The sequence below is a fragment of the Dysosmobacter sp. Marseille-Q4140 genome, from assembly GCA_018228705.1.
In the GTDB taxonomy this organism is placed as follows: domain Bacteria; phylum Bacillota; class Clostridia; order Oscillospirales; family Oscillospiraceae; genus Oscillibacter.
This window is the reverse complement of the sequence record CP073694.1, coordinates 2,934,557-2,959,115: the sequence shown is the minus strand read 5'-3', so window position 1 is coordinate 2,959,115 and position 24,559 is coordinate 2,934,557. Positions and strand designations below refer to the sequence as shown.

19 protein-coding genes, 2 tRNA genes, 2 rRNA genes and 1 pseudogene are annotated in these 24,559 nt (G+C 62.0%); 8 read left to right on the top strand and 16 right to left on the bottom strand.

Annotated features, from left to right (window positions below; all coding sequences use genetic code 11):
- Positions 1-10: 10 nt before the first annotated feature.
- The 6 genes from KFE19_14790 to KFE19_14765 all read right to left on the bottom strand — a co-directional run bounded on the left by KFE19_14790 (position 11) and on the right by KFE19_14765 (position 7,720).
- Positions 11-2,852: ribosomal RNA gene (locus tag KFE19_14790) — 23S ribosomal RNA — on the bottom strand.
- A gap of 265 nt (positions 2,853-3,117) precedes the next feature.
- A tRNA-Ile gene (locus KFE19_14785) sits at positions 3,118-3,194 on the bottom strand.
- A 79-nt stretch (positions 3,195-3,273) separates the two neighbouring features.
- Positions 3,274-3,349: transfer RNA gene (locus KFE19_14780), tRNA-Ala, on the bottom strand.
- A gap of 111 nt (positions 3,350-3,460) precedes the next feature.
- Positions 3,461-4,990: ribosomal RNA gene (locus tag KFE19_14775) — 16S ribosomal RNA — on the bottom strand.
- The 16S and 23S rRNA genes sit together here with 2 tRNA genes alongside, the layout of an rRNA operon.
- Before the next feature lie 432 nt (positions 4,991-5,422).
- Positions 5,423-6,946 (bottom strand): sodium/proline symporter, encoded by a 1,524-nt coding sequence (locus tag KFE19_14770; protein QUO37613.1) that lies wholly within the window; start codon positions 6,944-6,946, stop codon positions 5,423-5,425.
- A 183-nt stretch (positions 6,947-7,129) separates the two neighbouring features.
- A complete protein-coding gene (locus KFE19_14765) occupies positions 7,130-7,720 on the bottom strand; it encodes a TetR/AcrR family transcriptional regulator (protein ID QUO37612.1) in 591 nt (196 codons plus the stop codon).
- Between the two features lie 167 nt (positions 7,721-7,887).
- Between KFE19_14765 and KFE19_14760 the strand changes: the two genes are divergently transcribed.
- Positions 7,888-8,727, top strand: coding sequence for a diaminopimelate epimerase (locus tag KFE19_14760; GenBank protein QUO37611.1), 840 nt, complete (start codon positions 7,888-7,890; stop codon positions 8,725-8,727).
- Positions 8,728-8,801: 74 nt separating this feature from the next.
- Entirely contained in the window at positions 8,802-10,076 is a 1,275-nt protein-coding gene (locus KFE19_14755; protein QUO39650.1) for a dicarboxylate/amino acid:cation symporter, read from the top strand.
- Between the two features lie 66 nt (positions 10,077-10,142).
- Here the strand turns inward: KFE19_14755 and sdaAA are convergent, their stop codons facing one another.
- Positions 10,143-11,048, bottom strand: coding sequence for an L-serine ammonia-lyase, iron-sulfur-dependent, subunit alpha (gene sdaAA, locus KFE19_14750; protein QUO37610.1), 906 nt, complete (start codon positions 11,046-11,048; stop codon positions 10,143-10,145).
- Positions 11,049-11,051: 3 nt separating this feature from the next.
- A complete protein-coding gene (gene sdaAB, locus KFE19_14745; protein QUO37609.1) occupies positions 11,052-11,717 on the bottom strand; it encodes an L-serine ammonia-lyase, iron-sulfur-dependent subunit beta in 666 nt (221 codons plus the stop codon).
- Between the two features lie 139 nt (positions 11,718-11,856).
- Between sdaAB and KFE19_14740 the strand changes: the two genes are divergently transcribed.
- Positions 11,857-13,215: an 8-oxoguanine deaminase gene (locus KFE19_14740; GenBank protein ID QUO37608.1), complete on the top strand. Its 1,359-nt coding sequence runs from the start codon at positions 11,857-11,859 to the stop codon at positions 13,213-13,215.
- A gap of 262 nt (positions 13,216-13,477) precedes the next feature.
- The gene (locus tag KFE19_14735; GenBank protein QUO39649.1) at positions 13,478-15,154 is read left to right on the top strand and encodes a formate--tetrahydrofolate ligase; all 1,677 of its coding nucleotides are present in this window, start codon (positions 13,478-13,480) and stop codon (positions 15,152-15,154) included.
- A 46-nt stretch (positions 15,155-15,200) separates the two neighbouring features.
- Here the strand turns inward: KFE19_14735 and KFE19_14730 are convergent, their stop codons facing one another.
- The 3 genes and pseudogenes from KFE19_14730 to KFE19_14720 form a co-directional block, all read right to left on the bottom strand.
- Positions 15,201-15,662: a low molecular weight phosphotyrosine protein phosphatase gene (locus KFE19_14730; GenBank protein ID QUO37607.1), complete on the bottom strand. Its 462-nt coding sequence runs from the start codon at positions 15,660-15,662 to the stop codon at positions 15,201-15,203.
- Positions 15,663-15,735: 73 nt separating this feature from the next.
- Positions 15,736-16,489, bottom strand: a pseudogene (locus tag KFE19_14725) (alpha/beta hydrolase).
- A gap of 53 nt (positions 16,490-16,542) precedes the next feature.
- Positions 16,543-17,208, bottom strand: coding sequence for a hydrolase (locus KFE19_14720; protein ID QUO37606.1), 666 nt, complete (start codon positions 17,206-17,208; stop codon positions 16,543-16,545).
- Positions 17,209-17,365: 157 nt separating this feature from the next.
- Here KFE19_14720 and KFE19_14715 point away from each other — a divergent pair, with 157 nt between their 5' ends.
- Both KFE19_14715 and KFE19_14710 read left to right on the top strand, forming a co-directional pair.
- The gene (locus KFE19_14715) at positions 17,366-17,902 is read left to right on the top strand and encodes an O-acetyl-ADP-ribose deacetylase (GenBank protein QUO37605.1); all 537 of its coding nucleotides are present in this window, start codon (positions 17,366-17,368) and stop codon (positions 17,900-17,902) included.
- A 159-nt stretch (positions 17,903-18,061) separates the two neighbouring features.
- Positions 18,062-19,171, top strand: coding sequence for a polysaccharide deacetylase family protein (locus KFE19_14710; protein ID QUO37604.1), 1,110 nt, complete (start codon positions 18,062-18,064; stop codon positions 19,169-19,171).
- A 57-nt stretch (positions 19,172-19,228) separates the two neighbouring features.
- Here KFE19_14710 and selD read toward each other — a convergent pair whose 3' ends face one another.
- The 4 genes from selD to yqeC are packed head-to-tail and all read right to left on the bottom strand — an operon-like array spanning position 19,229 to position 22,395.
- Complete coding sequence (selD, locus tag KFE19_14705; GenBank protein QUO37603.1) at positions 19,229-20,269, bottom strand: selenide, water dikinase SelD; 1,041 nt, start codon at positions 20,267-20,269, stop codon at positions 19,229-19,231.
- Positions 20,269-20,928, bottom strand: a complete 660-nt coding sequence (locus KFE19_14700; GenBank protein ID QUO37602.1) for a hypothetical protein — start codon at positions 20,926-20,928, stop codon at positions 20,269-20,271. Before KFE19_14700 ends, selD begins: the two co-directional genes overlap by 1 nt.
- Positions 20,929-20,932: 4 nt before the next feature.
- Positions 20,933-21,733 (bottom strand): EF2563 family selenium-dependent molybdenum hydroxylase system protein, encoded by an 801-nt coding sequence (locus KFE19_14695; GenBank protein QUO37601.1) that lies wholly within the window; start codon positions 21,731-21,733, stop codon positions 20,933-20,935.
- Positions 21,727-22,395: a putative selenium-dependent hydroxylase accessory protein YqeC gene (gene yqeC / locus KFE19_14690; protein ID QUO37600.1), complete on the bottom strand. Its 669-nt coding sequence runs from the start codon at positions 22,393-22,395 to the stop codon at positions 21,727-21,729. Before yqeC ends, KFE19_14695 begins: the two co-directional genes overlap by 7 nt.
- Positions 22,396-22,568: 173 nt before the next feature.
- On the opposite strand from yqeC, the gene KFE19_14685 reads away from it, so the two are divergent.
- Together KFE19_14685 and KFE19_14680 are read left to right on the top strand one after the other, a co-directional pair.
- Positions 22,569-23,432, top strand: a complete 864-nt coding sequence (locus KFE19_14685; GenBank protein QUO37599.1) for a helix-turn-helix transcriptional regulator — start codon at positions 22,569-22,571, stop codon at positions 23,430-23,432.
- 116 nt (positions 23,433-23,548) lie between these two features.
- Positions 23,549-24,046, top strand: a complete 498-nt coding sequence (locus tag KFE19_14680; GenBank protein QUO37598.1) for a MogA/MoaB family molybdenum cofactor biosynthesis protein — start codon at positions 23,549-23,551, stop codon at positions 24,044-24,046.
- Between the two features lie 55 nt (positions 24,047-24,101).
- Here KFE19_14680 and KFE19_14675 read toward each other — a convergent pair whose 3' ends face one another.
- Positions 24,102-24,539: an Rrf2 family transcriptional regulator gene (locus KFE19_14675; GenBank protein ID QUO37597.1), complete on the bottom strand. Its 438-nt coding sequence runs from the start codon at positions 24,537-24,539 to the stop codon at positions 24,102-24,104.
- Positions 24,540-24,559: the final 20 nt, after the last annotated feature.

Below are 24,559 nucleotides of genomic sequence, written 5' to 3'. Positions count from 1 at the left end.
TTTCTTCTTGTAGGTCAAGCCCTCGGGCTATTAGTACCGGTCAGCTGCATGCATTACTGCACTTCCACCTCCGGCCTATCAACCAGGTAGTCCTCCTGGGCCCTTACCCTCTTTCGAGGTGAGAGATCTCATCTTAGGGGGAGTTTCACGCTTAGATGCTTTCAGCGTTTATCTCGTCCGTACTTAGCTACCCAGCTATGCCCTTGGCAGAACAACTGGTGCACCAGAGGTACGTCCATCCCGGTCCTCTCGTACTAAGGACAGCTCCCTTCAAATCTCTTACGCCCGCAACAGATAGGGACCGAACTGTCTCACGACGTTCTGAACCCAGCTCGCGTGCCACTTTAATCGGCGAACAGCCGAACCCTTGGGACCGAATTCAGCCCCAGGATGTGACGAGCCGACATCGAGGTGCCAAACCTCCCCGTCGCTGTGGACGCTTGGGGGAGATCAGCCTGTTATCCCCAGGGTAGCTTTTATCCGTTGAGCGATGGCATTTCCACTCACATACCACCGGATCACTAACTCCAACTTTCGTTACTGCTCGACCCGTCGGTCTCGCAGTTAGGCTGGCTTCTGCGTTTACACTCACTGCACGATTTCCGTCCGTGCTGAGCCAACCTTTGAGCGCCTCCGTTACACTTTAGGAGGCGACCGCCCCAGTCAAACTGCCCGCCTAACAGTGTCCCCCGACCGGATTCACGGCCGCAGGTTAGAAAATCAGCAATCCAAGAGTGGTATCCCACCGGCGACTCCACCCAAGCTGACGCCCGGGCTTCCATGTCTCCCACCTATCCTGTACATGAATTACCGATTTCCAGTATTAAGCTGCAGTAAAGCTCCATGGGGTCTTTCCGTCTAGTTGCGGGTAACCGGCATCTTCACCGGTACTACAATTTCGCCGGGCGGGCTGTTGAGACAGTGCCCAAATCATTACGCCTTTCGTGCGGGTCAGAACTTACCTGACAAGGAATTTCGCTACCTTAGGACCGTTATAGTTACGGCCGCCGTTTACCGGGGCTTCAATTCAATGCTTCACCTTGCGGCTGACATCTCCTCTTAACCTTCCGGCACCGGGCAGGCGTCAGCCCATATACGTCATCTTTCGATTTAGCATAGACCTGTGTTTTTGGTAAACAGTTGCTTGGGCCTTTTCACTGCGGCCTCTTTCGAGGCTCCCCTTATTCCGAAGTTACGGGGTCAACTTGCCGAGTTCCTTAACAACCCTTCTCCCGTTGGCCTTAGGATTCTCTCCTCATCTACCTGTGTCGGTTTGCGGTACGGGCACCTTAGTATACCCCAGAGCTTTTCTCGCCTCCAAGCATCGCCGACTTCGCTACTATATTTCGCTCCCTTTCGCCCGGGTCAACCAACGCCCGGGTTCGGCTATCTCAAAGTGTCCCTCTGGCTTAAAGTTCGGTGGTTACGGAATTTCTACCGTATGTGCATCGACTACGCCGTTCGGCCTCGCCTTAGCTCCCGACTTACCTTGGGCGGACGAACCTTCCCCAAGAAACCTTAGATTTTCGGCCATTATGATTCCCACATAATTCTCGCTACTCATTCCGGCATTCTCACTTCTGTACAGTCCACCGCTGCTCCCGCTGCGACTTCGCCCCGTACAGAACGCTCCCCTACCACTGTCTTGCGACAATCCCAAGCTTCGGTTATACGCTTAGCCCCGTTACATTTTCCGCGCAGAGTCACTCGACCAGTGAGCTATTACGCACTCTTTTAATGAGTGGCTGCTTCTAAGCCAACATCCTGGTTGTTTTCGCAATTCCACATCGTTTTCCACTTAGCGTATATTGGGGACCTTAGCTGTGGGTCTGGGCTGTTTCCCTTTTGACAATGAAACTTATCTCACACTGTCTGACTGCTATGCATCAATTAGCCGGCATTCTTAGTTTGATAGGCGTCGGTAACTTTATCAGCCCCTAAACCATTCAGTGCTTTACCTCCGGTAATCTAACATAACGCTAGCCCTAAAGCTATTTCGGGGAGAACCAGCTATCTCCGAGTTCGATTGGAATTTCACCGCTACCCACAAGTCATCCGCCACCATTGCAACGGGGGTCGGTTCGGTCCTCCATGGGGTTTCACCCCCACTTCAACCTGCTCATGGGTAGGTCACCCGGTTTCGGGTCTATGGCAACGAACTTTACACGCCCTATTCAGACTTGCTCTCGCTTCGCCTCCGGTACTGAATACCTTAAGCTTGCTCGTTACTATAACTCGCCGGACCGTTCTACAAAAAGTACGCCATCACACTTTAACGTGCTTTGACTGCTTGTAAGCACAAGGTTTCAGGTTCTCTTTCACTCCCCTCCCGGGGTCCTTTTCACCTTTCCCTCACGGTACTGCTCCTCTATCGGTCATCAGGTAGTATTTAGGCTTGGATGGTGGTCCACCCGGTTTCCCACGGGGTTTCACGTGTCCCGCGGTACTCTGGATCCGATCGAGTGCACATCGCCTTTCGCCTACGGGGCTCTCACCCTCTGTGGCGGGCCTTCCCAGACCCTTCGGCTAAACTAGTGCACCGTATGATCGTCCGCAACCCCGGAGAATAAATCCTCCGGTTTGGCCTTCTCCGCGTTCGCTCGCCACTACTAGCGGAATCTCGGTTGATGTCTTTTCCTCGCCCTACTTAGATGTTTCAGTTCAGGCGGTTCCCCGCGTACGCCTATTTGATTCAACGCACGCTACACAGGTATTGCCTGTGTGGGTTGCCCCATTCGGAAATCTCCGGATCACAGGATATTTGCTCCTCCCCGAAGCTTATCGCAGCTTATCGCGTCCTTCGTCGGCTCCTGATGCCAAGGCATTCCCCTTGCGCTCTTTCTAGCTTGACCTTTCAGTCAGAGAAATCTTGGTTCTCTTAAGAATTATGCAGGCTTCACAAAGATTGAAATTGTAATCGTTACCCTCATCTTTTCAGATGTGTTCCACAATTAAAATTTGCTTGCCGCGTCTTTTGACGCAGCAACCTCTCTGTTGCCTTACTTCATACATGTCACATTGTTCAGTTTTCAAGGTGCAGCTTTCCAGCCTCGTTTGAAGCCAGATCTCAAAGTCCAATCCCTTGGGCTTTGAGATCCGACAGCAAATGCCGTCTTCTGGTGGGCCCGAGTGGGCTCGAACCACCGACCTTACGATTATCAGTCGTACGCTCTAGCCAGCTGAGCTACGGGCCCGTCTCTCTCAGATCTTCCGATCTGCCGAAAGCGCCTCTTTAAAGTTTTCTTTGCCTACTTTCTTTTTCAAAAGAAAGTATGGTGGAGATAGTCGGGATCGAACCGGCGACCTCCTGCTTGCAAGGCAGGCGCTCTCCCAGCTGAGCTATATCCCCTCGTATCCCCTAGGGCGTGTACCCTCTAAATTAAACAACGTAACTACTTCGTCCCCAGACGTCTGACCAGGATGTTACGACCAGATATCTCACTGATCGAGGTCTCCTTAGAAAGGAGGTGATCCAGCCGCACCTTCCGATACGGCTACCTTGTTACGACTTCACCCCAATTATCGAACCCACCTTCGGCCGCGCCCCCCTTGCGGTTAGGCTACGGACTTCGGGTGTTCCCGACTCTCATGGTGTGACGGGCGGTGTGTACAAGGCCCGGGAACGTATTCACCGCGGCATGCTGATCCGCGATTACTAGCGATTCCGACTTCACGCAGGCGGGTTGCAGCCTGCGATCCGAACTGGGACGGCTTTTAGGGGTTCGCTCTGCCTCGCGGCTTTGCCTCCCTCTGTTGACCGCCATTGTATTACGTGTGTAGCCCAGGACATAAGGGGCATGATGATTTGACGTCGTCCCCACCTTCCTCCGTTTTGTCAACGGCAGTCTCGCTAGAGTGCTCTTGCGTAGCAACTAACAATAGGGGTTGCGCTCGTTGCGGGACTTAACCCAACATCTCACGACACGAGCTGACGACAACCATGCACCACCTGTCTCTGCTTTCCCCGAAGGGCACCTGATGTATCTCTACTTCGTTAGCAGGATGTCAAGCCCTGGTAAGGTTCTTCGCGTTGCTTCGAATTAAACCACATAATCCACCGCTTGTGCGGGCCCCCGTCAATTCCTTTGAGTTTCAACCTTGCGATCGTACTCCCCAGGTGCAATACTTATTGTGTTAACTGCGGCACGCAGGGGGTCAGTCCCCGCACACCTAGTATTGATCGTTTACAGCGTGGACTACCAGGGTATCTAATCCTGTTTGCTCCCCACGCTTTCGCGCCTCACCGTCAGTTGTCGTCCAGTAACCCGCCTTCGCCACTGGTGTTCTTCCTAATATCTACGCATTTCACCGCTACACTAGGAATTCCGGTTACCTCTCCGATACTCAAGACCGACAGTTTCAAATGCAGTTTGGAGGTTGAGCCTCCAGATTTCACATCTGACTTATCAGCCCGGCTACACGCCCTTTACACCCAGTAAATCCGGACAACGCTTGCCACCTACGTATTACCGCGGCTGCTGGCACGTAGTTAGCCGTGGCTTATTCGTCAGGTACCCTCTTCTACTGTTCCCTGACAAAAGAAGTTTACAACCCGAAAGCCTTCTTCCTTCACGCGGCGTTGCTGGGTCAGACTTGCGTCCATTGCCCAATATTCCCCACTGCTGCCTCCCGTAGGAGTCTGGGCCGTATCTCAGTCCCAATGTGGCCGGTCAACCTCTCAGTCCGGCTACTGATCGTCGCCTAGGTGGGCCGTTACCCCGCCTACTAGCTAATCAGACGCGAGGCCATCTTCCAGCGATAAATCTTTGGCATGTCCGGGATGCCCCGGTCATGCGTCATGCGGTATTAGCAGTCGTTTCCAACTGTTGTCCCCCTCTGGAAGGCAGGTTCCTCACGCGTTACTCACCAGTCCGCCACTAAGCATTCCCTTCACTTGGCCGAAACCTCGATCAGGGGTGCTCCGTTCGACTTGCATGTGTTAAGCACGCCGCCAGCGTTCGTCCTGAGCCAGGATCAAACTCTCTATAAAATGGTATCAACACGAGCCGTAGCTCGAGCTAATCTTTCATAGAGCTATTTTCCATAGCTTCATCTTTTGCCTCCGCGACCGGTAATTGACTCAACCCGGTCCTTCGGCTTCTTTGGTTCTTCTTCCGTGATCTCTCACAAAAGAAGCGTCCGTCTGGTGCTTTCTTTTCGTTACGTTGTTTAATTTACAAGGTGCACGCCGCTCCCGGCGGAACATTGCTATTATATCAGGTCTCTCTTCATTTGTCAACCACTTTTTTCTTCTTTTTTTCGAAGTTTTTGTGGCTCACATCCGGTCGTCCCGAACAGCTTGCTTAGAATACCACTCCTGCCACCACTTGTCAACACCTTTTTTCGATCTTTTTCAAAAAAAGCCGGCCGCGCTCTTCACGCGGCCGGCTTTAGCAAATTTGCTATTTATAATGTGTACCCTTCAGTTGGCCCGGACCTCATCAAAGATCTTCTCAATCTCAGCATCGGGCTTGGCGGTCAGCAGGCTCACCACTACGATGGCAACGGAGGCCACGATGAAGGCAGGCAGCAGCTCATAGATGGCCCAAGCGCCGCCTCTGGGGGCGATCAAGTACTTCCAGATGAACACCATGGCGCCGCCGGCCACCATACCGGCCAGAGCGCCCCATTTGGTAGAGCGCTTCCAGAACAGCGCAAAAAGCACGGTGGGGCCGAAGGCCGCGCCGAAGCCCGCCCAGGCGAAGGACACCACCCGGAACACGGAGCTGTCGGGATCGCGGGCCAGGAAGGCCGCCAGCAGAGACACGCACACCATGGTGGCACGGGCTACAAACACACTCTTCTTCCCGCTGATCTTCAGGTGGAAGAACTCCACTGCCAGGTTCTGGGATACGGAGGAGGAGGCAGCCAGCAGCTGGGAGTCCGCCGTGGACATAGTGGCAGCCAGGATGCCTGCCAGGATCACACCGGCCACCAGGGCCGCAAAGACCCCATGGTTGCCGATGAGGCTGGCGATCCGGACGATGATGGTCTCGGAATCCGCCAGCTGCTCCAGGGCGCCGGCCTTGGTCATACCGCTGCCCACTACGCCGATGATGATGGCGACCCCCATAGAGATGACCACCCAGGTAGTCGCTACCCGGCGGCTGAGGGTCAGCTTCTTCTCCTCTTCAATAGCCATAAAGCGCAGCAGAATATGGGGCATGCCGAAGTAACCCAGACCCCAGGCCAGCAGGGAGCAGATGGTCAGCAGGCTGTAAGGATTGGAGCCGCCGGTGGCGGGGTCGTAGATGTTGCTCAGGGACAGGTAGCCGGCCATGGAGCGGGCGTTGTCCAGCACGGCGTCCATGCCGCCGGCATTGACCACGCCGAAGCCCAGCACCACGACCAGGGCCACCGTCATGATGATGGACTGGATCAGATCGGTAAAGCTGGCCGCCAGGAAGCCGCCCATGACGGTATAGACCACGATGACGGCGGCGGAGATCAGCATGGCGGTGATGTACTCCACGCCGAAGAGGCTGGCAAAGAGCTTTCCGCAGGCGGAGAAGCCGGAGGCCAGATACGGCACGAAGAAAATGATGATCACCACGGCGGCGATGGCGGACAGAAGGTTCCGCTCATCGCCCCAGCGCTTGGAGAAGAACTGGGGCACGGTGATGGCGTCCAGACGGTTGGAATACCGGCGGATACGGCGGGCCACGATCAGCCAGTTGATGTAGGTGCCGATAGCCAGGCCGATGGCGGTCCAGCTGGCCTCAGCCAGGCCGGTCAGGTAGGCCACGCCCGGCAGGCCCATCAGCAGCCAGGAGGACATGTCGCTGGCCTCGGCGCTCATGGCGGTGACGAAGGGGCCCAGCTTCCGGCCGCCCAGGTAGAAGTCGTCCACGGAATTGTTGCTCTTGGCGAACCAGACGCCGACGCCCAGCATGGCGATCAGGTAGATCGCGATGGCCAGGCAGATGCAGATTTGTGCGGTAGTCATACTCTCTCTCCTTTTGACATTCAATGAACAAGATGATACCACACTCGAAACCAGAATGAAATACAGAACAGAGTATAGAATTTAGTCTATACTCTGTTCTCATAAAAAATCGTTTTTCCACTGATACTAAAAGATTTTTTATATAGACGATTTCCAAAATAGAAAACAGTCCAAAATAAAAAATCAGTTTTGGGCCCGATAGCTCTCCAAAAACATGGGGGTCACGCTGTCTGTGTAGGACACCAGGGAGTAGTCCCCGCCGCACAGGCACCAGTCGTACAGCAGCGCCCGCTCCCAAAGGGCATAGGCCTTGACGATGTCGTTGACCGTCCGGTCCCGGCGCAGCTCCCCCGTCTCCTGGCCGGCGGAGACGATCTGCCGCAGCAGCTTGAAATAGTACCGGTTCCGGTCCAGCAGGTGCTTTTCGCCCCGGGCCAGAAGCTGCGTGGACAACAACCGGGCCAGCAGGTCCATGGACACGCCGCCGTCGATCATGGCAAAGAGCTCGTGGTTGAGGTAGATCAGCTTGTCCATGGCGCCCATGGCAGGATCCATGACCTCCATGAGCTGTTCGTACTTCTCATCAAACACATAGGCCAACGTGCCCAGCAGCGCGTCCTTGCCGTCGAAATAGTGGTAGAAGGAGCCCTTGGAGGTCTCCGACTCGAACACGATATCCTCCACGGTGGTGTCCTCGTAGCCCTGCTCGTAGAAGAGCTTCCAGGCGGCGGAGATGATGCGTCCGCGGGTGTTTCTGGCGGATTTTCTGGGCATGAGAGGCCCCCCTTTCCCGGTCTTTTCCCCAGCATACCACACCCGGGGCGCCGGTGCAAATCCTATCTCCGAAGCAGCAACGCAGGTTTTGCATGCTTTTCGGCACATTCTCTGTTGCGCTTTTCCGCTTTATGCTGGTATAATGTGAAAGCAAAGGAGGGATGCTCTTGAAATTCTGGAAGATGAACGGCGCCGGGAACGACTTTCTGGTGCTGAACAATCTGGAGGAGCACCTGCCGGTGGACCGCCTGCCCCAGATCGCGCGGACGCTGTGCGAGCGGCGGCTGTCCATCGGAGCCGACGGTCTGATGGTGGTGGACGCCCCTCAGGCGGGCGGCGACTACCGGATGCTGTTCTACAACTCCGACGGCAGCGTGGGCGAGATGTGCGGCAACGGCACCCGGTGCATCTGCCGGTACGGCTTTGAAAACGGCCTGGCCGGGGAGAAGCAGACTGTGGAGACCACCGCCGGCATCGTCACAGGACAGCGCATCGACCGCCGGCGCTACCGGATCCGCCTCAACGATCCCACCACCATCCAGCTGGACGCGGCAGTGGAGGTGGACGGCGTGCGGTACGCCTGCTCCTATGTGGAGTTGGGCAACCCGGGTCTCCCCCATGCGGTAGTACCCTACCACAATCTGAAAAATGCCGATGAAAACGAGCTGCGGGAGCTGGGCCGGGCCATCCGCTGGCACAAGTCCTTCCCCAAGGGAGCCAATGTCAATTTCTACGAGATGACCGGGGAGGACACCATCTTCGAGCGGACCTTCGAGCGGGGCGTGGAGGACTTCACCTACGCCTGCGGCACCGGCACCGGGTCACTGGTGGCGGTCCTGACCCTCCAGGGCAAGGTCAGCGGCCACGACGTCAAGGTGGATATGACCGGCGGACAGCTGGTGATCGACGCGGAGCGGGAGGGCTCCCGGATCACGGCGCTGTACCTGACCGGGCCCACCAACGTGGTCTGCAAGGGCGAGGTCACCGACGAGGACCTCCAGCTTTAACCGTATGTAAGGCCGTCCGGCCATACAGAACTTCCAAACCATTTGTGAGAAGGAGAGAGAATATGAGTGAGAAACTGACCAAGAAATCCGTGGCCCGCAACTACGCGTTTCTGGCCGTGATGCTGGGGTCTATGATCCTGGGCTCCATTGTGGGTGCCTTCTTCCCCCAGGTGAAGGAGGGCGACGAGGTCGTCAAGGCCGGCGCCACCGTCCTCAAGCCCCTGGGCACGCTGTTCATCAACATGATGTTCTGCATCGTGGTGCCCATGGTGTTCGCCTCTATTGCGGGCTCCATCGCCACCATGCGCAGCCGCAGGCGGGCCGGCAAGATCATGAGCACCACCATTCTGACCTTTATCATCACCGGCGCCATCGCCGCCGCCATCATGATCGTGCTGATGAAGATCATTCCGCCGGTACTGGTTCCCTGGAGCAACCTGGCCGAGGGCGTGGTGGACGATCCCATCTCCATCCCCAACCTGATCGTGAACTTCTTCACCGTGGGAGACTTCTCCTCCCTGCTCAGCCGCAGCGCCATGCTGCCCCTGATCGTGTTCGCCATCCTGTTCGGCTTCGGCGTGAACCTGGGCCCCGGCCCCGACAGCCCGGTGGCCACCCTGCTGGTGAGCCTGTCTGAGGCCATGATGAAGGTGGTCCAGATCGTCACCTACTACGCTCCCATCGCCTTCTTCGGCTTCTTCGCCGACCTGGTGGCTACCTACGGCTCCCAGATCACCCAGGATTACGCCCGGGCTCTGGCAGTCTACTATCCCCTGTGCTTCATCTACATCTTCACCGCCTTCCCCCTGTTCGCCTGGTTCGGCGGCGGCAAGGGCGCGGTGAAGGAGATGTTCCAGCACATCGCCCGTCCCGCCATCACGTCCCTGGGCACCTGCTCCTCTGTGGCCACCATCCCCACCAACATGGAGGAGGCTGAGGCCACCGGCATCTCCAAGGACGTCAGCGAGATCGTGCTGCCTCTGGGCGCCACCATGCACATGGACGGCTCCTGCTTCTCCTGCGTGCTGAAGATCGCGTTCCTCTTCGGCGTGTTCGGCAAGCCCTTCAACTCCATCGGTGACTTCATTCTCATCATCCTGGTGGCGGTGCTGTCCTCCGTGGGCATGAGCGGCGTCCCCGGCGGCGGCTACATCGGCGAGTTCATCATGTGCTCCGTGTTCTTCCCGGACCAGCTGGCCGTGGCCTACCCCATCGCCATCACCATCGGCAACCTGGTGGATCCCCCCGCCACCATGATCAACTCCTCCGGCGACTATGTGGTCTCCTACATCGTCTCCCGGTTCGTGGACGGCAAGGACTGGTATCAGAAGATCCGCGCCTCCCACTGAGAAACCGCTTCCAACAGACAACGGAGCCCCCGCTTTTCAGCGGGGGCTCCGTATTTTACTGGATTTTCATGGGAGCTCCTCACCGGCGCAGGGGCACTCCCGCTTTTGCTCCATGGACTCCTTGACGTTCTTTCCGAAGGGCGTGGCAGCAAGGCCGCCCAGGGCCGTCTCCCGGAACTCCACCGGCAGACGCCGGCCCACCTCGCCCATGCAGTCGATGACCTGGTCCACCGGCACCCGGCTCAAAATGCCTGCCAGGGCCATGTCGGCGCTGGAGACGGCGTTCACCGCTCCGATGACGTTGCGCTTGACACAGGGCACCTCCACCAGGCCCGCCACCGGGTCGCACACCAGGCCCAGCAGGTTCTTCAAAGCCATGGCCACCGCCTGGCCGATCTGGTCCGCCGTGCCGCCCCGCAGGTCCACCAGAGCCCCCGCCGCCATGGCGGAGGCGGTGCCGATCTCCGCCTGGCAGCCGCCGGAGGCGCCGGCGATGCAGGCCCGGTAGCCGATGACGGCGCCGATGCCGGAGGCCACATACAGGGCCCGGACGATGGCGTCCTCATCTACGGCGCCCCGGCGGAACAGGGGCACCAGTACCGCCGGCAGCACACCGCAGGCCCCCGCCGTGGGGGCCGCCACGATCCGCCGCATGCAGGCGTTGGACTCGCCCACGCACAGCGCCGTGGCGATGACCTGCTGCATATACTCGCCGCACAGGCTCTCGTGTTCCGCGCCGTAGTCCCACATCTTCTGGGCGTCGCCGCCCACCAGGCCGCTGACGCTGCGGCTGTCGCTGCGGTAGTTGTCCACCGACTCCAGCATGGCCCGCCAGGCGGACCGCATCTTCTCAAAGGAGGCCTCCGCCGTCACCTGGCGCTCCTCCACGTCGGTGTCCAGCACCACCTTCCAAAAGGGCTTTCGCCCCGCTTCGATCTTGTCGAAGATCTCCTGCATGGAATCCAGGGCCATGGGTCAGTCCTCCTTCTCATAATAGGTGACGGTCAGCACGCCGTAGACCGCCCGCAGCCGCTCCAGGGCGTCGGCGGGGATGCGCTGGTCCGTCTCCACCACCGTCAGGCCGTCGCCGCCCCGCCGGTCCCGGCAAAGGCGCATATTGGCGATGTTGATGCCGCTGACCGACAGCTCATTGAGGATGCGGCTGAGCTCCCCGGCCACGTCCTGATGGCGGATGACCAGGGTGTTGAAGATGCCGGTGAAGTTCACCTCCACCCCGTCCAGCCGGTCCACCCGGATGCGTCCGCCGCCGGTGGAGGCCGCCTGGAGCGTCAGATGCTTCCCGTCGGCGGAGGACACCTCTATCACAGCGGTGTTGGGGTGGGCCTCCCGCAGGGAGACCGTGTGAAAACGGAAAGCCAGCCCCTGGTTGTCCGCAATGGCAAAGCTGTCCGGGATGCCCAGGTCGTCGGGCTTCATGCCCAGCAGGCCCGCCACCAGGGCCCGGTCCGTGCCGTGGCCCTGGCCGGTCTCGGCAAAGGAGCCGTGGAGGCCGATCTCCGCCCGCACCGGCTCCGCCCCCAGCAGCGTCCGGGCCATGCGGCCGATCCGCACCGCCCCGGCCGTATGGGAGCTGGAAGGCCCCACCATCACCGGGCCGAGAATGTCAAAAATATCCAGCATGGATATCAAGCCTCCTTAAGCATCCGAAATCTCTCCCAGCGTATCATACCGCTGTAAATTGTTCAAGAAGTTTTCCCGGGAAAGTTGACCTTCTCCCCCGCATCCCCTATACTGGAGGAAAAGAAAGGAGCGTGACGCCATGGCCTCTCTGCTGCTGCGCAATCTGAACACGGTGGTCACCTGCGACGACGCCGACACCATTTTGGACCATGTGGACCTGTACTGCGAGGACGGGGTCATCCAAGCCATCGGCCCCGATCTGCCTCAGACTGCCGACACGGTGCTGGACGGCACCCACTACTGGTGCTATCCCGGCCTTATCAACACCCATCACCACCTCTATCAGGTATTCTCCCGGAATTTGCCCCAGGTGCAGAACCTGGAGCTGTTCCCCTGGCTCACCGCCCTGTACGAGATCTGGAAGGGCCTGGACCGGGAGGTGGTCCGCTTCAGCTCCCTGACCGGCATGGGAGAACTGATGAAGCACGGCTGCACCACCTGCTTTGACCATCACTACGTGTTCCCCGCCGGGGCCGGGGACCTGCTGGGCGCCCAGTTCGCCGCGGCGGAGGAACTGGGCATCCGGATGGTGTCCTCCCGGGGCAGCATGGACCTCAGCCGCAAGGACGGCGGCCTGCCGCCGGACAGCGTGGTCCAGACGGTGGATGAGATCATGGCCGACTCTCTCAAGGCCATCGAGACGTATCACGATCCCCGGCCCGGATCTATGCGCCAGGTGGTGCTGGCCCCCTGCTCTCCCTTCTCCGTGAGCAGCGAGCTGCTGCGCCAGAGCGCCATCCTGGCCCGCCAGTACGGCGTCCGGCTCCACACCCACCTGTGCGAGACGAAGGACGAGGAGCGCTGGACCTTGGAAGCCCACGGCGTCCGGCCTCTGGAATACATGGCCCGGCTGGGCTGGACCGGCAGCGACGTGTGGTACGCCCATGGCATCCACTTCAATGACGAAGAACTCCGCGAGCTGGCCCGGACCGGGACCGGCGTCGCCCACTGCCCCATCTCCAACATGAAGCTCTCCTCCGGCGTGGCCCGGGTCCCGGAGATGCTGGCTCTGGGCGTCCCGGTGGGCCTGGCGGTGGACGGCTCCGCCTCCAACGACGGGTCCTCCCTGATGGAGGAGCTGCGGGTGTGCTACCTGCTTCACCGGCTGACCTCCAGCGGCAAGGCGCCGTCGGGCTATCAGGTGCTGAAGCTGGCCACCCGGGGCAGCGCGGCGCTGCTGGGCCGGGTGGACATCGGCCAGCTGGCCGCGGGAAAGCGGGCGGACCTGTTCCTGGTGGACGTCCGCCGTCTGGAGCTGGCCGGGGCGGAGTACAGCCCCGCCGACGTACTGGCCACCGTGGGCCTCCGGGGCCCGGTGGACTACACCGTGGTGGAGGGCCGGATCGTGGTGAAGGAGGGCCGTCTCGCCGGCGTGGACGAGGCTGCCGTGGCAGAGCGGGCCAGAGCGGTCTGCAAAGCGTATCTGGACCGGGCGTGATCTCTTCACCACTCGGGAACCCGTCAAAAAGAAAATCTCCGCAAGAAAGGAGGGCCGCCCGGCCCTCCTTTTCACATGCCGGGGGGGCGCAGATCGCCCCGAAAAGGACCCGATATCCTCCCGGACTTCCGGCAGAGGTTTCCGCGTCTCTCAGAGTTTTTTTATCTCCCCTATGGACGCCGGGCCGCAAACCCTCTATAATGGCTTCATATCGCGCCCATTTGGGCCCAAGAAAAACTGACGCAAGGGTGGAGATGACATGATGAGTATTCCCTCTGATATCGAAATCGCGCAGTCCTGCCAGCTGCAGCCCATTGACAAGATCGCTGAGACAGCCGGTGTGGACGCCGATTATCTGGAATCTTACGGCCGCTACAAGGCCAAGGTGGACCACCGCCTTCTGCGGGAATCTACCCGTCCCTACGGCAAGCTGATCCTGGTGACCGCCATCAACCCCACACCCGCCGGCGAGGGCAAGACCACCACCACAGTGGGCCTGGGCGACGCCCTGCGGCGCATGGGCAAAAACGCCGTCATCGCCCTGCGGGAGCCCTCCCTGGGTCCTGTGTTCGGTGTCAAGGGCGGTGCCGCCGGCGGCGGCTATGCCCAGGTGGTCCCCATGGAGGACATCAACCTCCATTTCACCGGCGACCTCCACGCCGTCACCGCCGCCAACAACCTTCTCTCTGCCATGGTGGACAACCACATCTTCCAGGGCAACGCCCTGGGCCTGGACCCCAAGCAGGTAGTGTGGCGCCGGGTGCTGGACATGAACGACCGCCAGCTGCGCTCCATCGTGGGAGGCCTGGGCGGCAAGAACAACGGCGTTCCCCGGGAAGACGGCTTCGACATCACCGCCGCCTCGGAGATCATGGCGGTGCTGTGCCTGTCCAGCTCCATCGCGGACCTCAAGACCCGGCTGGCCCGGATCATCGTGGGCTATACCTTCGACGGCAAGCCCGTCACCGCCGGGGATCTCCAGGCCGCCGGGGCCATGGCCGCCCTGCTGAGGGACGCCCTCAAGCCCAATCTGGTCCAGACGCTGGAGGGTACCCCCACCTTCATCCACGGCGGCCCCTTCGCAAACATCGCCCATGGCTGCAACTCCGTCATGGCTACCCGCATGGCCATGAAGCTGGGCGACTACGCCGTCACGGAGGCCGGCTTCGGCGCCGATCTGGGCGCGGAGAAGTTCCTGGACATCAAGTGCCGCATGGCGGGCCTGCGGCCCGACGCCTGCGTGGTGGTAGCCACGGTCCGGGCGCTGAAGCACCACGGCGGCGCCGCCCGGGCGGACCTGGGCAAGCCGGATACGGCGGCGCTGGAGCGGGGCCTGCCCAACCTGCTGCGCCATGTGGAGAACATGACCCAGGTCTACGGCCTGCCCACAGTGGTGGCCATCAACCGCTTCCCCACAGACTCCGCCGCAGAGCTGGACCTGATCCGGGACCGGTGCCGGAACCTGGGCGTCCGGGTTGCGCTGTCCGAGGTCTACGAAAAGGGCGGGCAGGGCGGCCTTCAGCTGGCGGAAGAGGTGGTGAGCCTCTGCGACAGCGGCGAGGGCCGGTTCACCTTCGCCTACGACAGCGACCAGACCATCCAGGAAAAGCTGGACGCCATCGTCCGCAAAGTCTACCGGGGCAGCCGGGCGGTGCTGACGCCGGAGGCCCAGCGGCAGGCGGCCCACCTGACGGAGCTGGGCTTCGGCGGCTGCCCGGTGTGCATCGCCAAGACCCCCTACTCCTTCTCCGACGACCAGTCCCTGCTGGGAGCTCCCTCCGGCTTCCAGGTGACGGTGCGGAACATCAAGGTCTCCGCGGGCGCCGGGTTCCTGGTGGCGCTGGCCGGAAACGTGCTGACCATGCCGGGGCTTCCCAAGGCCCCCTGCGCCCAGCAGATCGATCTGGACAACAGCGGAACAATCACCGGCCTTTCCTGAAAGACAAACAGCCCGGGAGCGCACTGCGCCCCCGGGCCGTTTTGCTTTATCTCTGTTCTTCCAGCCGCTGCAGCAGCCCCTGGCAGCCGGACAGTACATCCCGCCAGGTGGCTTTGAAATCCCCGGTGTACCAGGGGTCCGCCACATCCTCCCCGCCCCGGCCGGCAAACTCCAGCAGGGCGTGGACCTTGCCCGCCGGGTCGCCGTCCCACATCCGGCGCATGTTGGCGAGATTAGCCCGGTCCATGCCGATCAGATAGTCGTAACGGTCATAGTCCTCCCGGCGGATGCGGCGGGCGGCGTGACCGGCGCATCCGATGCCGTGCCGGGCCAGCTCCTGCCGGGCAGGGGGATAGACGCCGTTTCCAATCTCCTCGGCACTGGTGGCGGCGGAGGCGATTTCGAACCGGTCCGCCGCTCCTGCGGCGGCCACCAGGTCCTTCATCACAAATTCCGCCATAGGGCTGCGGCAGATATTGCCGTGGCAGACAAACAGGATCCTTGTCATCTCTTCAAGTTCCTTTCCCAATCACTTCCGCCGTCAAACTGCGGCGGTCCATACCGGAACAGCAGCCGTTCTCTCACAGGCACCTGGAAATGGCGATCGCCAATCCCGCGGGATTCTCCCACGCCATGGAATGGCCCGCGGACGGCACGGTCTCAACGCGGATACCATGCCTCCGCAGCTCCTCATAATCTGCATCCGGCAGAGACCGCTCTCCGAAAACAAATCCCTTTTGCACCGGCAGTTCATACAGTGCCGTCCGCCACAGCGGGTCTCCGCCGCGGAGCGCGCATCTGGGCAGCCGGTGCACCGCGCAGGGAGCGCAACGGAACAGTGCGGCAGCCCACATGGTGTTTCCGCACGCCCTGCTTTCCGCGATCAGCGCATCCATTCCGGTCCCGGCAAATTCCTCCTCGGGCAGCTGTGCGATCTGATAGCTGCCGCTGCCCCCCGGCTGGGATCCAGATTGGCCTCGCTGAGGACCAGAGTGCGCACGCGGCTCCCGCAGAGCCTCGCCAATTCGATCGCTACCGGGCCGCCCAGACTGTGTCCGAACAGGACAACGTCCCGCACGCCCAGACCGTCAACAAATTCTTTCAGATACGCCGCATGAGCAGGCATGCTGTAATCAAACTCTGGGGGGCTGCCGCTGTACCCCGCCCCCAGCAGATCCACCAGGATCCGCCGGTGCTTTGCAAGCACAGCCTGTGCCGCGACCTCCGGATAGTCAAACGATCCCGCGCAGCCCAGACCATGAATGAGGTCTCCTCCCCCGGAAGGTCAACATAGCGCAGGCAGCAGCCGAACCCGGGAACCCGGCAAGCTGGTATTCTCTCATCGCTTTTTCATTCAGGCAGCCGGAGTCCGTTCGATCCGGGACCAGTCAAAACGTCTGCCGGTGCTGCTCCATGATCTTGGCAAACAGCGCGCCGTTGGTGGGCGGCGTATAGGTCACTGCATTGGCGCCGGCCCGGATGGTGCGCAGGATGCTCTCCTCCGTGGGGCCGCCGGTGGCGATGATGGGCACCTCGGGAAAATCCCGGCGGATCTCCGCCACGATCTCCGGGGTGGCCGCGGCGCCGGAGACGTTCAGGATGTCCGCTCCGGCCTCCAAACGGCTGCGGATGTCGGTGTGGGCGGAGACCACCGTCACTACCACCGGCAGGTCCACCTCGCCCTTGATCTCCCGGATCACCTCGTTGGAGGTGGGGGCATTGAGGACCACGCCGTAGGCGCCCTGGTGCTCCGCCTGGACCGCCAGCCGTACGGACCGCGTCCCCGTTGTGATGCCGCCGCCTACGCCCACGAACACCGGCACATCCGACACGCTGATGATGGCCTGGGCAATGACCGGCTGGGGCGTGAAGGGGTAGACGGCGATGATGGCGTCGGCGTTGATATTCTTGATAATGGCCACGTCGGTGGAAAAGGCCAGGGACTTGATCCGCCGCCCAAAGATCCGAATGCCGCTGCACTCACTGATACATGGCGGCAGCGTCAATGAGTGGCTGCGGAGCGTCCCGGTATAGGAGGGAACCTGTTTTGCCATAAGATCTCCTTTCTTCCCGCTGGGTCTGTCTGCATTTCCGGTCCCATCATACCACATTCGACTTCGGTGCTCAAGATTTTCCCTTGTTTTTCCCGCCGGGGCCGGTATACTGAAAGAAAAGCAAGCCGCTTCCCAGCGGCAGGATGGAGGTATTTTTATGAGACGGTTCGATATCATCGTTGGCGACATCACCCGCTCCGACGCGGAGGCCATCGTCAACGCCGCCAACACCACGCTGCTGGGCGGTTCCGGGGTGGATGGCGCCATCCATACCGCCGCAGGTCCCGAGCTGCTGGCAGAATGCCGGACCCTGGACGGCTGCGAGACGGGCCAGGCCAAGCTGACGAAGGGCTACCGCCTCCCCGCTAAATACGTCCTCCACACCCCCGGCCCCATCTGGCGGGGCGGGGAGCGCGGCGAGGCAGCGGTGCTGGCCTCCTGCTACCGCGCCTGCCTGACCCTGGCCCGGGACCACGGGATTGAGACGGTGGACTTTCCCTCCATCTCCACCGGCGTCTACGGTTACCCCATGGCCCAGGCAGCCACCGTGGCATTGCGGGCCATCATGGACTTTTTGTCGGAAAACGACTTGCCCCGACAGGTACGCATGGTCTGCCACACTCCCCAGGCAGCAGAGGTTTACCGGCAGACCTGGAACCTCTGGTACGCAGAAGAAAAGGACGACCGTCTTTGACTCTCCCCTCAAAAAATGCCGCTCCGACGGAGTGGCATTTTTTGTCATTCTTGTTTCTTTTGTTATTTTTCAGCGGCATTTTGTATCCGTTTTGTCCTGATTTCCCCTATCCCTTTCGGTATGATAAAGTTGAAATCTGACGAAAGCGGGTCTGCGACCATGAAACAACTCCTCTCTCTTTTCCTCGTTCTATCCCTGACCGCCTGTGCCGCAGGCCCTCGGACAGCCCGTGACCGGACCGTCACCGCTACGGAGGAGCACGTCACCGCCCAGTCCGGCGAGGCCGGGATCACCGACCCCGTCCGGGAGGCCGAGCACGATCCCGCGTCCAAGGCCTCCCTGGGCGCGGCGTCCCTGCTCCCAGAAGAGCCGGTGATCCCGGAGGATACCCCCACGGCAGAGGCGCCCTCCGCTCCGGAAGAGCCCTCCGCGCCAGAGGACCCCGCCGCCCCGGAACGGGTTCTGGACCCCAGCCGGCCCATGGTGGCCCTGACCTTCGACGACGGTCCCCACGCCGAGTACACAGATCAGATCCTGGACATTCTAGAGGAAAACCGGACGGTGGCCACCTTCTTTGAAGTGGCCACGAACCTGCACAAGGACCCGGACGCCGTCCGTCGGGCAGTGGACATGGGCTGTGAGATCGGCAGCCACTCCTATCGCCATGCAGACCTGGGCAAGATGAGCCAAGAGGCCATTCAGGCAGATCTGGCGGCAGCGGACGAGCTGTTTACCCAGGTGCTGGGCCAGGCCCCCACGCTGCTGCGTCCACCCTACGGGTCCATCAATCAGGCGCTGAAAACCAGCTCCGGGCGGGCTCTGGTCACCTGGTCCATCGATACCGAGGACTGGCTGAACCGGAACACGGAAAAGATCGTATCCTCCGTACAGAACTTCGGAAATTTGGACGGACAGGTGATTCTGCTCCACAGCATCTACGATACCACCGTGGAGGCCACCCGGATTCTGGTGCCCTGGCTGCTGGAGCAGGGATATCAGCTGGTGACGGTCAGCGAATTGCTGACGCTCCGCTTCCGACAGGAGGTCCAAACCAATCACCTCTACGGATACAGTCTCTTCCGCTGGCAGGTACCGCCGCTGGCGGAGACTCCCGTCACTCCGGAGGCCCCGGAGGTCCTGTCGGCGGAGCCGGTCTCCAAGGCGCCCATAAAGGTAAAGCTGGTTCTGCGGGAAACGGTCCCCGGCGAATCCGTCAGAACGGAATTGCTGGGAAAAGATCTGCTCAGCCTGCAGGCCAGGCGTCTTTGAGCGCACATCAGAAAAAGGGCTCGGACAGCTGCTTGGCTGCCCGGGCCCTTTTTATTGTCACCGAAGGAAGATCCGCCTGCCGCCGCCGTGGGGCAGCACGGTGCCGATCCGCTGGGCGCTGGGGACGCACGCTTTCAGCTCCTGATAGAGGGCGTCGGCGTCCGCCGGGTCCACGGCCATCAGCAACCCGCCGGCAGTCTGGGGGTCGTACAGCAGGTCCTGCTGCCACAGCTCCGTCTCCCCCGGGTCCACCTCCGGCTCCGCGAAGGTCCGGTTGCGGTACATACCGGCAGGGAGAATACCCATCTGTGCCAGGGACGCCGCCTCTGGGATCAGGTCGATGTCCGCCACACGGAGCTCCAGGTCCACGTCGCTGCCCTGGGCCATCTCGCAGGCGTGGCCCAGGAGGCCAAAGCCGGTCACATCGGTACAGGCGTGGACGCGGTACTTCACCATGGCGTCCCGGGCGGACTTGTTGAGGGTGGTCATGAGCCGGTAGGCCAGGACCTCCCCTTCGGGAGAGAGCATCTCCGCCTTCTGGGCGGTGGAGAGCACGCCGATGCCCAGAGGCTTGGTGAACAGCAGCACGTCCCCGGGCTTTGCCCCGGAGTTGGTCAGCACCCGGTCCGGGTGGACGAAGCCGGTAACCGCCAGGCCGTACTTGGGCTCGTCGTCCAGGATACTGTGACCGCCGGTGATGAGGGCCCCGGCCTCATAGACCTTGTCGTAGCCGCCCCGGAGCATTTGGTGGACGGCGTCTTTGGGCATGGACTCCGGCACTGCCATGATGTTCAAGCACAGCTTGGGCTCGCCGCCCATGGCGTACACGTCGCTGAGGGCGTTGGTGGCGGCGATCTGTCCGAAGAGATAGGGGTCGTCGGCGATGGGCGGGAAGAAGTCCACCGTCTGGACCAGGGCCAGATCGTCGCTGACCTTGTAGACGCTGGCGTCGTCGCTCTTGTCAAAGCCCACCAGCAGATTGGGGTCCTGGTGGACCCGGATGCCCTCCAGCAGCTGGGACAGCACCCCCGCTCCCACCTTGGCGCCGCACCCGGCACACTTGGCCAGTTTCGTCAGCTTCACTTCGTTCTCAGCCATCATCGTTCTCCTTTCCAAAGGCGCAGATACGCCGTCTCGATCTCTTCCTCACAGACCGGCCGCTCCGGCCGGTGATGGTACAGGCCGCGCCACAGCAGTCCGGTCAAATTCCGGCGGGCATACGCGTCCATGGCACCGTATCCCCTCTCCCGGACCAGCCGCTCCGTGACGGCCTCCAACGCCAGAAAACGGCGGTTCTGCTCCTCTGCGTCCTCCGTCCAGCAGTCCAGGCCATAGAGAGGCCGGAGGATCTCCGGCTGGGGTGCGATCACGGTGACGGTGCTGCTGTCCTCGGAGTAGATCTCCAAAAACGCCAAAGGATGCTGGGGCAGCAGGTGTTCCCGCAGGCAGCGGCTGCGGCCGTCCGTATCCCAAAAGTCCGGCATGGGATGGGAGAGGATCTCCTCCCGGGTATACCGGGCCGGGATGGCGGAAAAGATCCCCCACACGAATTGCATGTCCCGGGCCTCGATGTCCCGGAGCAGGTCCTCATTGGGGATGAGCGCCGCCTCCTGGTTCCACTTCTCACAGCCCGGCCATCCCGAAGCCTGGTAGCACTCCAGCCCCGTGATGAGCCACTGGCAGTCCCAGGCAGAGGCGCCCAGCAGCCGGAGGATCTCCCGGAGATAGCCGCCCCGTTCGATCAGAATGCCGGCCATGCTCTCACCGTACCTCTTTCAGCGCTCCGGTCAGAGCCAAAACCGCCTCCAGCACGCCGCCGCCCACCGCCAGGGCCTTGTCGCTGGCGCAGTAGCAGTGTTTGATCTCACACCGGGGGTCGATGTCCCCGGCCTTCATGCCCTTGTGGACCGGCGTGCCGTCAGCCAGGATGCCCCGCAGCACCCCGTCCAGGGTGCAGATCATGGGGACGCCCTCCACCGTGGCGGCCACGTCCCCCATCTTCACCTGGGCGCCGATGTCCAGCAGCTGACGGAACACACCGTCCGCCGGGGCGCGCAGCACCCGCTCTCCGGCGAAACCGCCGATGAGACCGGGGATGCCGGTATTGGGAATGGCGCTCCCCTCATGGATCACCCGGCCCAGGTAGTGGCCCCGCATGGTCTCCACCACCGCGTGGCAGTCCTCCCCGGCAGTGAACCCGGGGCCCACACCGATGACCACCGGCGCGTCGGTAATCTTGGTGCCTAAGTTTTTCTTGGCCAGGATAGCGTCCACCACCGCGTCCGGCTTCAGCACCGGGATGCAGGCCCCCGCCGGGTCCGCCAGGACCGGGATGACGCCCGTCTCCAGCAGCGCCAGGGCCTCCTCCGGCCCCTCCGCCCGGCGGGCCGTCACATCCTCCACCGTGGTCTCCCCGTGGACGATGGCCTGGGAAAAGCACACCGTCCGCCGGATGGCGGTGGGGGCGGGGATGTCGGTCATCACCACCCGGATATGGGCCCGCCACAGCCGCAGGGCCACGCCGGTGGCCAGATCTCCGGCGCCCCGAATCACTGTCAGCATGGAAAATACTCCCCTCTCTGTAAGCTGCCCGCCAGGACCGGGCACTCCAGCAGCGCCGCCAGGGCCTTGGCGTCCGCCAGGTCCCACAGCGTCTCCACTTGGTTGACATAAACTCTCGTGTGCAGGGCCTCCGCCCGCAGCACCGCCGCCTCGGTCTCCGGCGTGGCCTCCGCCGTCTCCGCCGCGCCCGCCAGGGCGGCATACCGCTCTGGCCGGTGGGCAGCATCGGCGATGGGCTGGTCGAATCCGGAGGCACCCACCACGCAGATGGTCTGGTTCGCCTCCGCCGGGATCACCGGCTCGTGGGGCGCGTGGGCCTTCAGGGGCCGGTGGGCGGCGCCGTCGGCCTCCACCAGCACATAGCCGAACTGCGCCGCCAGTTCCGCCATGGGCGTCTCCGGTGCGGTCAGCTTGCCCGTATCCGGGAGCAGGGTCCCGGCGCACAGCAGCCGGTGTTCCCGGCGCAGGGCCTCCAGCTCCGCCCCCGTCCGGGCGCAGGGCAGACCGGGAAAGGGCAGGATCTTGGTGGTGGTGCACAGCAGCACCTGCTTTCCGCCCGCCGCCAGCTCCTCCCCCAGGGTCCGCAGCAGCGTGGTCTTGCCACCGCCGCCGATGACGGCGGTGACGCCGGGCCGGATGCCCAGCAGCTTTGCCAAAGCCATGGCAGCGCCTCCCCGTTCTTTTTTTCATAGAATAACACCCCCCGCCCCGCCCCGTCAAGGCGAGGGGCCTTTTTCCGGAGGTGCAACCGGCGGTTGCTAAATTTTCAAGGCCCCTTGGTGGACTTCTGCCCTCACATTCTCTATACTGAGGGGGAACAAAAGGAGGATGGACCATGAGCCTTGGAACCAACATCAGCCGCCTGCGGGCGGAAAAGCACCTGTCCCAGGGGGACCTGGCGGAGCTGCTGGACGTGTCCCGCCAGTCCGTCAGCAAGTGGGAGACGGACGGCAGCGTCCCGGACCTGGACAAGCTCGTCAAGCTGAGCCGGGTCTTTGACGTGACCCTGGACGAGCTGGTGACCGGGGAGGCTCCCCCGCATCCGGGAGACAGCGCCGCTCCGGAAGCCGCCGTGCAGGCGCCAGGCCCCGCCGGACTGCCCAGCCGGAAGATCGCCGGCATCATCCTGTTCTGCATGGCCTTCCTGACGCTCCTGGTATGCACCGCGGCGGGCGGCGTCCTGACGGGGCTCATCCTGTGTGTCCCCTTCCTGCTGTGCGGCGCCATCTGCTTCCTGGCGAAAAAGCGGCCGGGCCTCTGGTGCGCCTGGACGGTGTATCTCCTGGTGGAGCTCTACCTTCGCTGGGGAACGGGCATCACCTGGCAGCTGACGATGCTGACCTTCTCCTTCACGCCGGAGATGAACTACACCGGGCTCCTCGTTTCCTGGGGCCAGCTGATCGTGATGCTGGTGATGTTCGCAGCCACCATCCGCTCGTTCCGCCATGTCCGCTTGGAGCCCTGCCCCCGAAATTTTATTCTTCTGGGGATCGGCTGGGCCGCGATTGTGGGGCTGAACGCCCTGAAAAGCTGGGGATATACGCAGTTATATCAAAGCCCCAGCCTTTCTTTCGGGCAGGGAACATATTTATTGATGCAGGCCGGGGACCTGCTGCTTCTGGCCGGCTTTGCCGCGCTGCTGGCCGCGACCGCCTGCGCCTTCCGCCCCTGGCGGCGTCGCCACAAGGGAACATTCTGAACGCCCCTTTTCCTTGACCTGCCGGACCGGACCCCCTATAATGGAACCAACAGCCGCCGGCAGCGGCGGCTCCCGGCGGAGCGGACCGCCGTTCACAGTACAAAGGAGGAATCCCCATGTTCAAAGCGGCGGTGTTGACCGTCAGCGACCGCAGTTCCCAGGGCCAGCGGCCGGACACGGCGGGCCCGCTGGTGGCGGAGCTTTTGCAGGCGGCCGGGTACGACGTGACCCGAACGCTGATCGTGCCCGACGAGGGCCCCCGGATCGAGGCCATTTTGCGCCAGTGGAGCGACGAGGGGGTAGCGGACCTGATCCTCACCACCGGCGGCACCGGATTCTCTCCCCGGGACGTGACACCGGAGGCCACCATCGCCGTGTGCCAGCGCCTCACGCCGGGTATCCCCGAGGCCATGCGCTATGCCTCTTTGCAGGTGACGCCCCGGGCCATGCTGTCCCGGGCGGCGGCGGGCATCCGCGGAAAGGCCCTGATCGTCAATCTCCCCGGCTCTCCCAAGGCGGCCAGAGAGAACCTGGAGGCAGTGCTGCCCGCCCTGGCCCACGGGCTGGAGATGCTGACCGGCGGCCCGGCCGACTGCGCCTCCCTGCCAGGGTGATTTCAAAAAGACAGCGCCCCGGATGGCATCTGCCATCCGGGGCGCTGCTGATTCTTCAAAGAGCAGCTATCCCATTTTTCTCCCTGGCCGTCCGGACCAGGTCTGCCAGAGTGAAACGGTCCACATATTCGTTGACCACGGCATACAGTCCCGCCCAGAAGTCCCTGGCGGCGCAGATGTTGCACCGGCCGCAGACGTTGTCCGCCTTCTCTTCCAGACAGGCCACCGGCGTCAGTTCCCCCTCCGTCAGCCGCAGGATGCTGCCCACGGTGTACTCCACCGGGTCCCGGGTCAGGCGGTAGCCGCCCTGAGCGCCCCGTCCGCTGCGGAGGAATCCGGCCTTCCCAAGAAGGCCCGCAATCTGCTCCAGATACTTGACCGACAGTTCCTGCCGGGACGCCACGTCTTTCAAGGAGACATACCCCGCTCCTCCGTGCAGCGCCACATCGGTCATCAGCCGCAGGGCGTACCGCCCCCGTGTGGAAATGCGCATATGGATCCCTCCTTTTCTCT

What these genes read in the sequence shown, in the direction of transcription:
- KFE19_14770 (QUO37613.1), bottom strand. Translation starts at nt 6,946, where the DNA reads ATGACTACCGCACAAATCTGCATCTGCCTGGCCATCGCGATCTACCTG.
- KFE19_14765 (QUO37612.1), bottom strand. Translation starts at nt 7,720, where the DNA reads ATGCCCAGAAAATCCGCCAGAAACACCCGCGGACGCATCATCTCCGCC.
- sdaAA (QUO37610.1), bottom strand. Translation starts at nt 11,048, where the DNA reads ATGGCCCTGGATTCCATGCAGGAGATCTTCGACAAGATCGAAGCGGGG.
- sdaAB (QUO37609.1), bottom strand. Translation starts at nt 11,717, where the DNA reads ATGCTGGATATTTTTGACATTCTCGGCCCGGTGATGGTGGGGCCTTCC.
- KFE19_14740 (QUO37608.1), top strand. Translation starts at nt 11,857, where the DNA reads ATGGCCTCTCTGCTGCTGCGCAATCTGAACACGGTGGTCACCTGCGAC.
- KFE19_14735 (QUO39649.1), top strand. Translation starts at nt 13,478, where the DNA reads ATGAGTATTCCCTCTGATATCGAAATCGCGCAGTCCTGCCAGCTGCAG.
- KFE19_14730 (QUO37607.1), bottom strand. Translation starts at nt 15,662, where the DNA reads ATGACAAGGATCCTGTTTGTCTGCCACGGCAATATCTGCCGCAGCCCT.
- KFE19_14720 (QUO37606.1), bottom strand. Translation starts at nt 17,208, where the DNA reads ATGGCAAAACAGGTTCCCTCCTATACCGGGACGCTCCGCAGCCACTCA.
- KFE19_14715 (QUO37605.1), top strand. Translation starts at nt 17,366, where the DNA reads ATGAGACGGTTCGATATCATCGTTGGCGACATCACCCGCTCCGACGCG.
- KFE19_14710 (QUO37604.1), top strand. Translation starts at nt 18,062, where the DNA reads ATGAAACAACTCCTCTCTCTTTTCCTCGTTCTATCCCTGACCGCCTGT.
- selD (QUO37603.1), bottom strand. Translation starts at nt 20,269, where the DNA reads ATGGCTGAGAACGAAGTGAAGCTGACGAAACTGGCCAAGTGTGCCGGG.
- KFE19_14700 (QUO37602.1), bottom strand. Translation starts at nt 20,928, where the DNA reads ATGGCCGGCATTCTGATCGAACGGGGCGGCTATCTCCGGGAGATCCTC.
- KFE19_14695 (QUO37601.1), bottom strand. Translation starts at nt 21,733, where the DNA reads ATGCTGACAGTGATTCGGGGCGCCGGAGATCTGGCCACCGGCGTGGCC.
- yqeC (QUO37600.1), bottom strand. Translation starts at nt 22,395, where the DNA reads ATGGCTTTGGCAAAGCTGCTGGGCATCCGGCCCGGCGTCACCGCCGTC.
- KFE19_14685 (QUO37599.1), top strand. Translation starts at nt 22,569, where the DNA reads ATGAGCCTTGGAACCAACATCAGCCGCCTGCGGGCGGAAAAGCACCTG.
- KFE19_14680 (QUO37598.1), top strand. Translation starts at nt 23,549, where the DNA reads ATGTTCAAAGCGGCGGTGTTGACCGTCAGCGACCGCAGTTCCCAGGGC.
- KFE19_14675 (QUO37597.1), bottom strand. Translation starts at nt 24,539, where the DNA reads ATGCGCATTTCCACACGGGGGCGGTACGCCCTGCGGCTGATGACCGAT.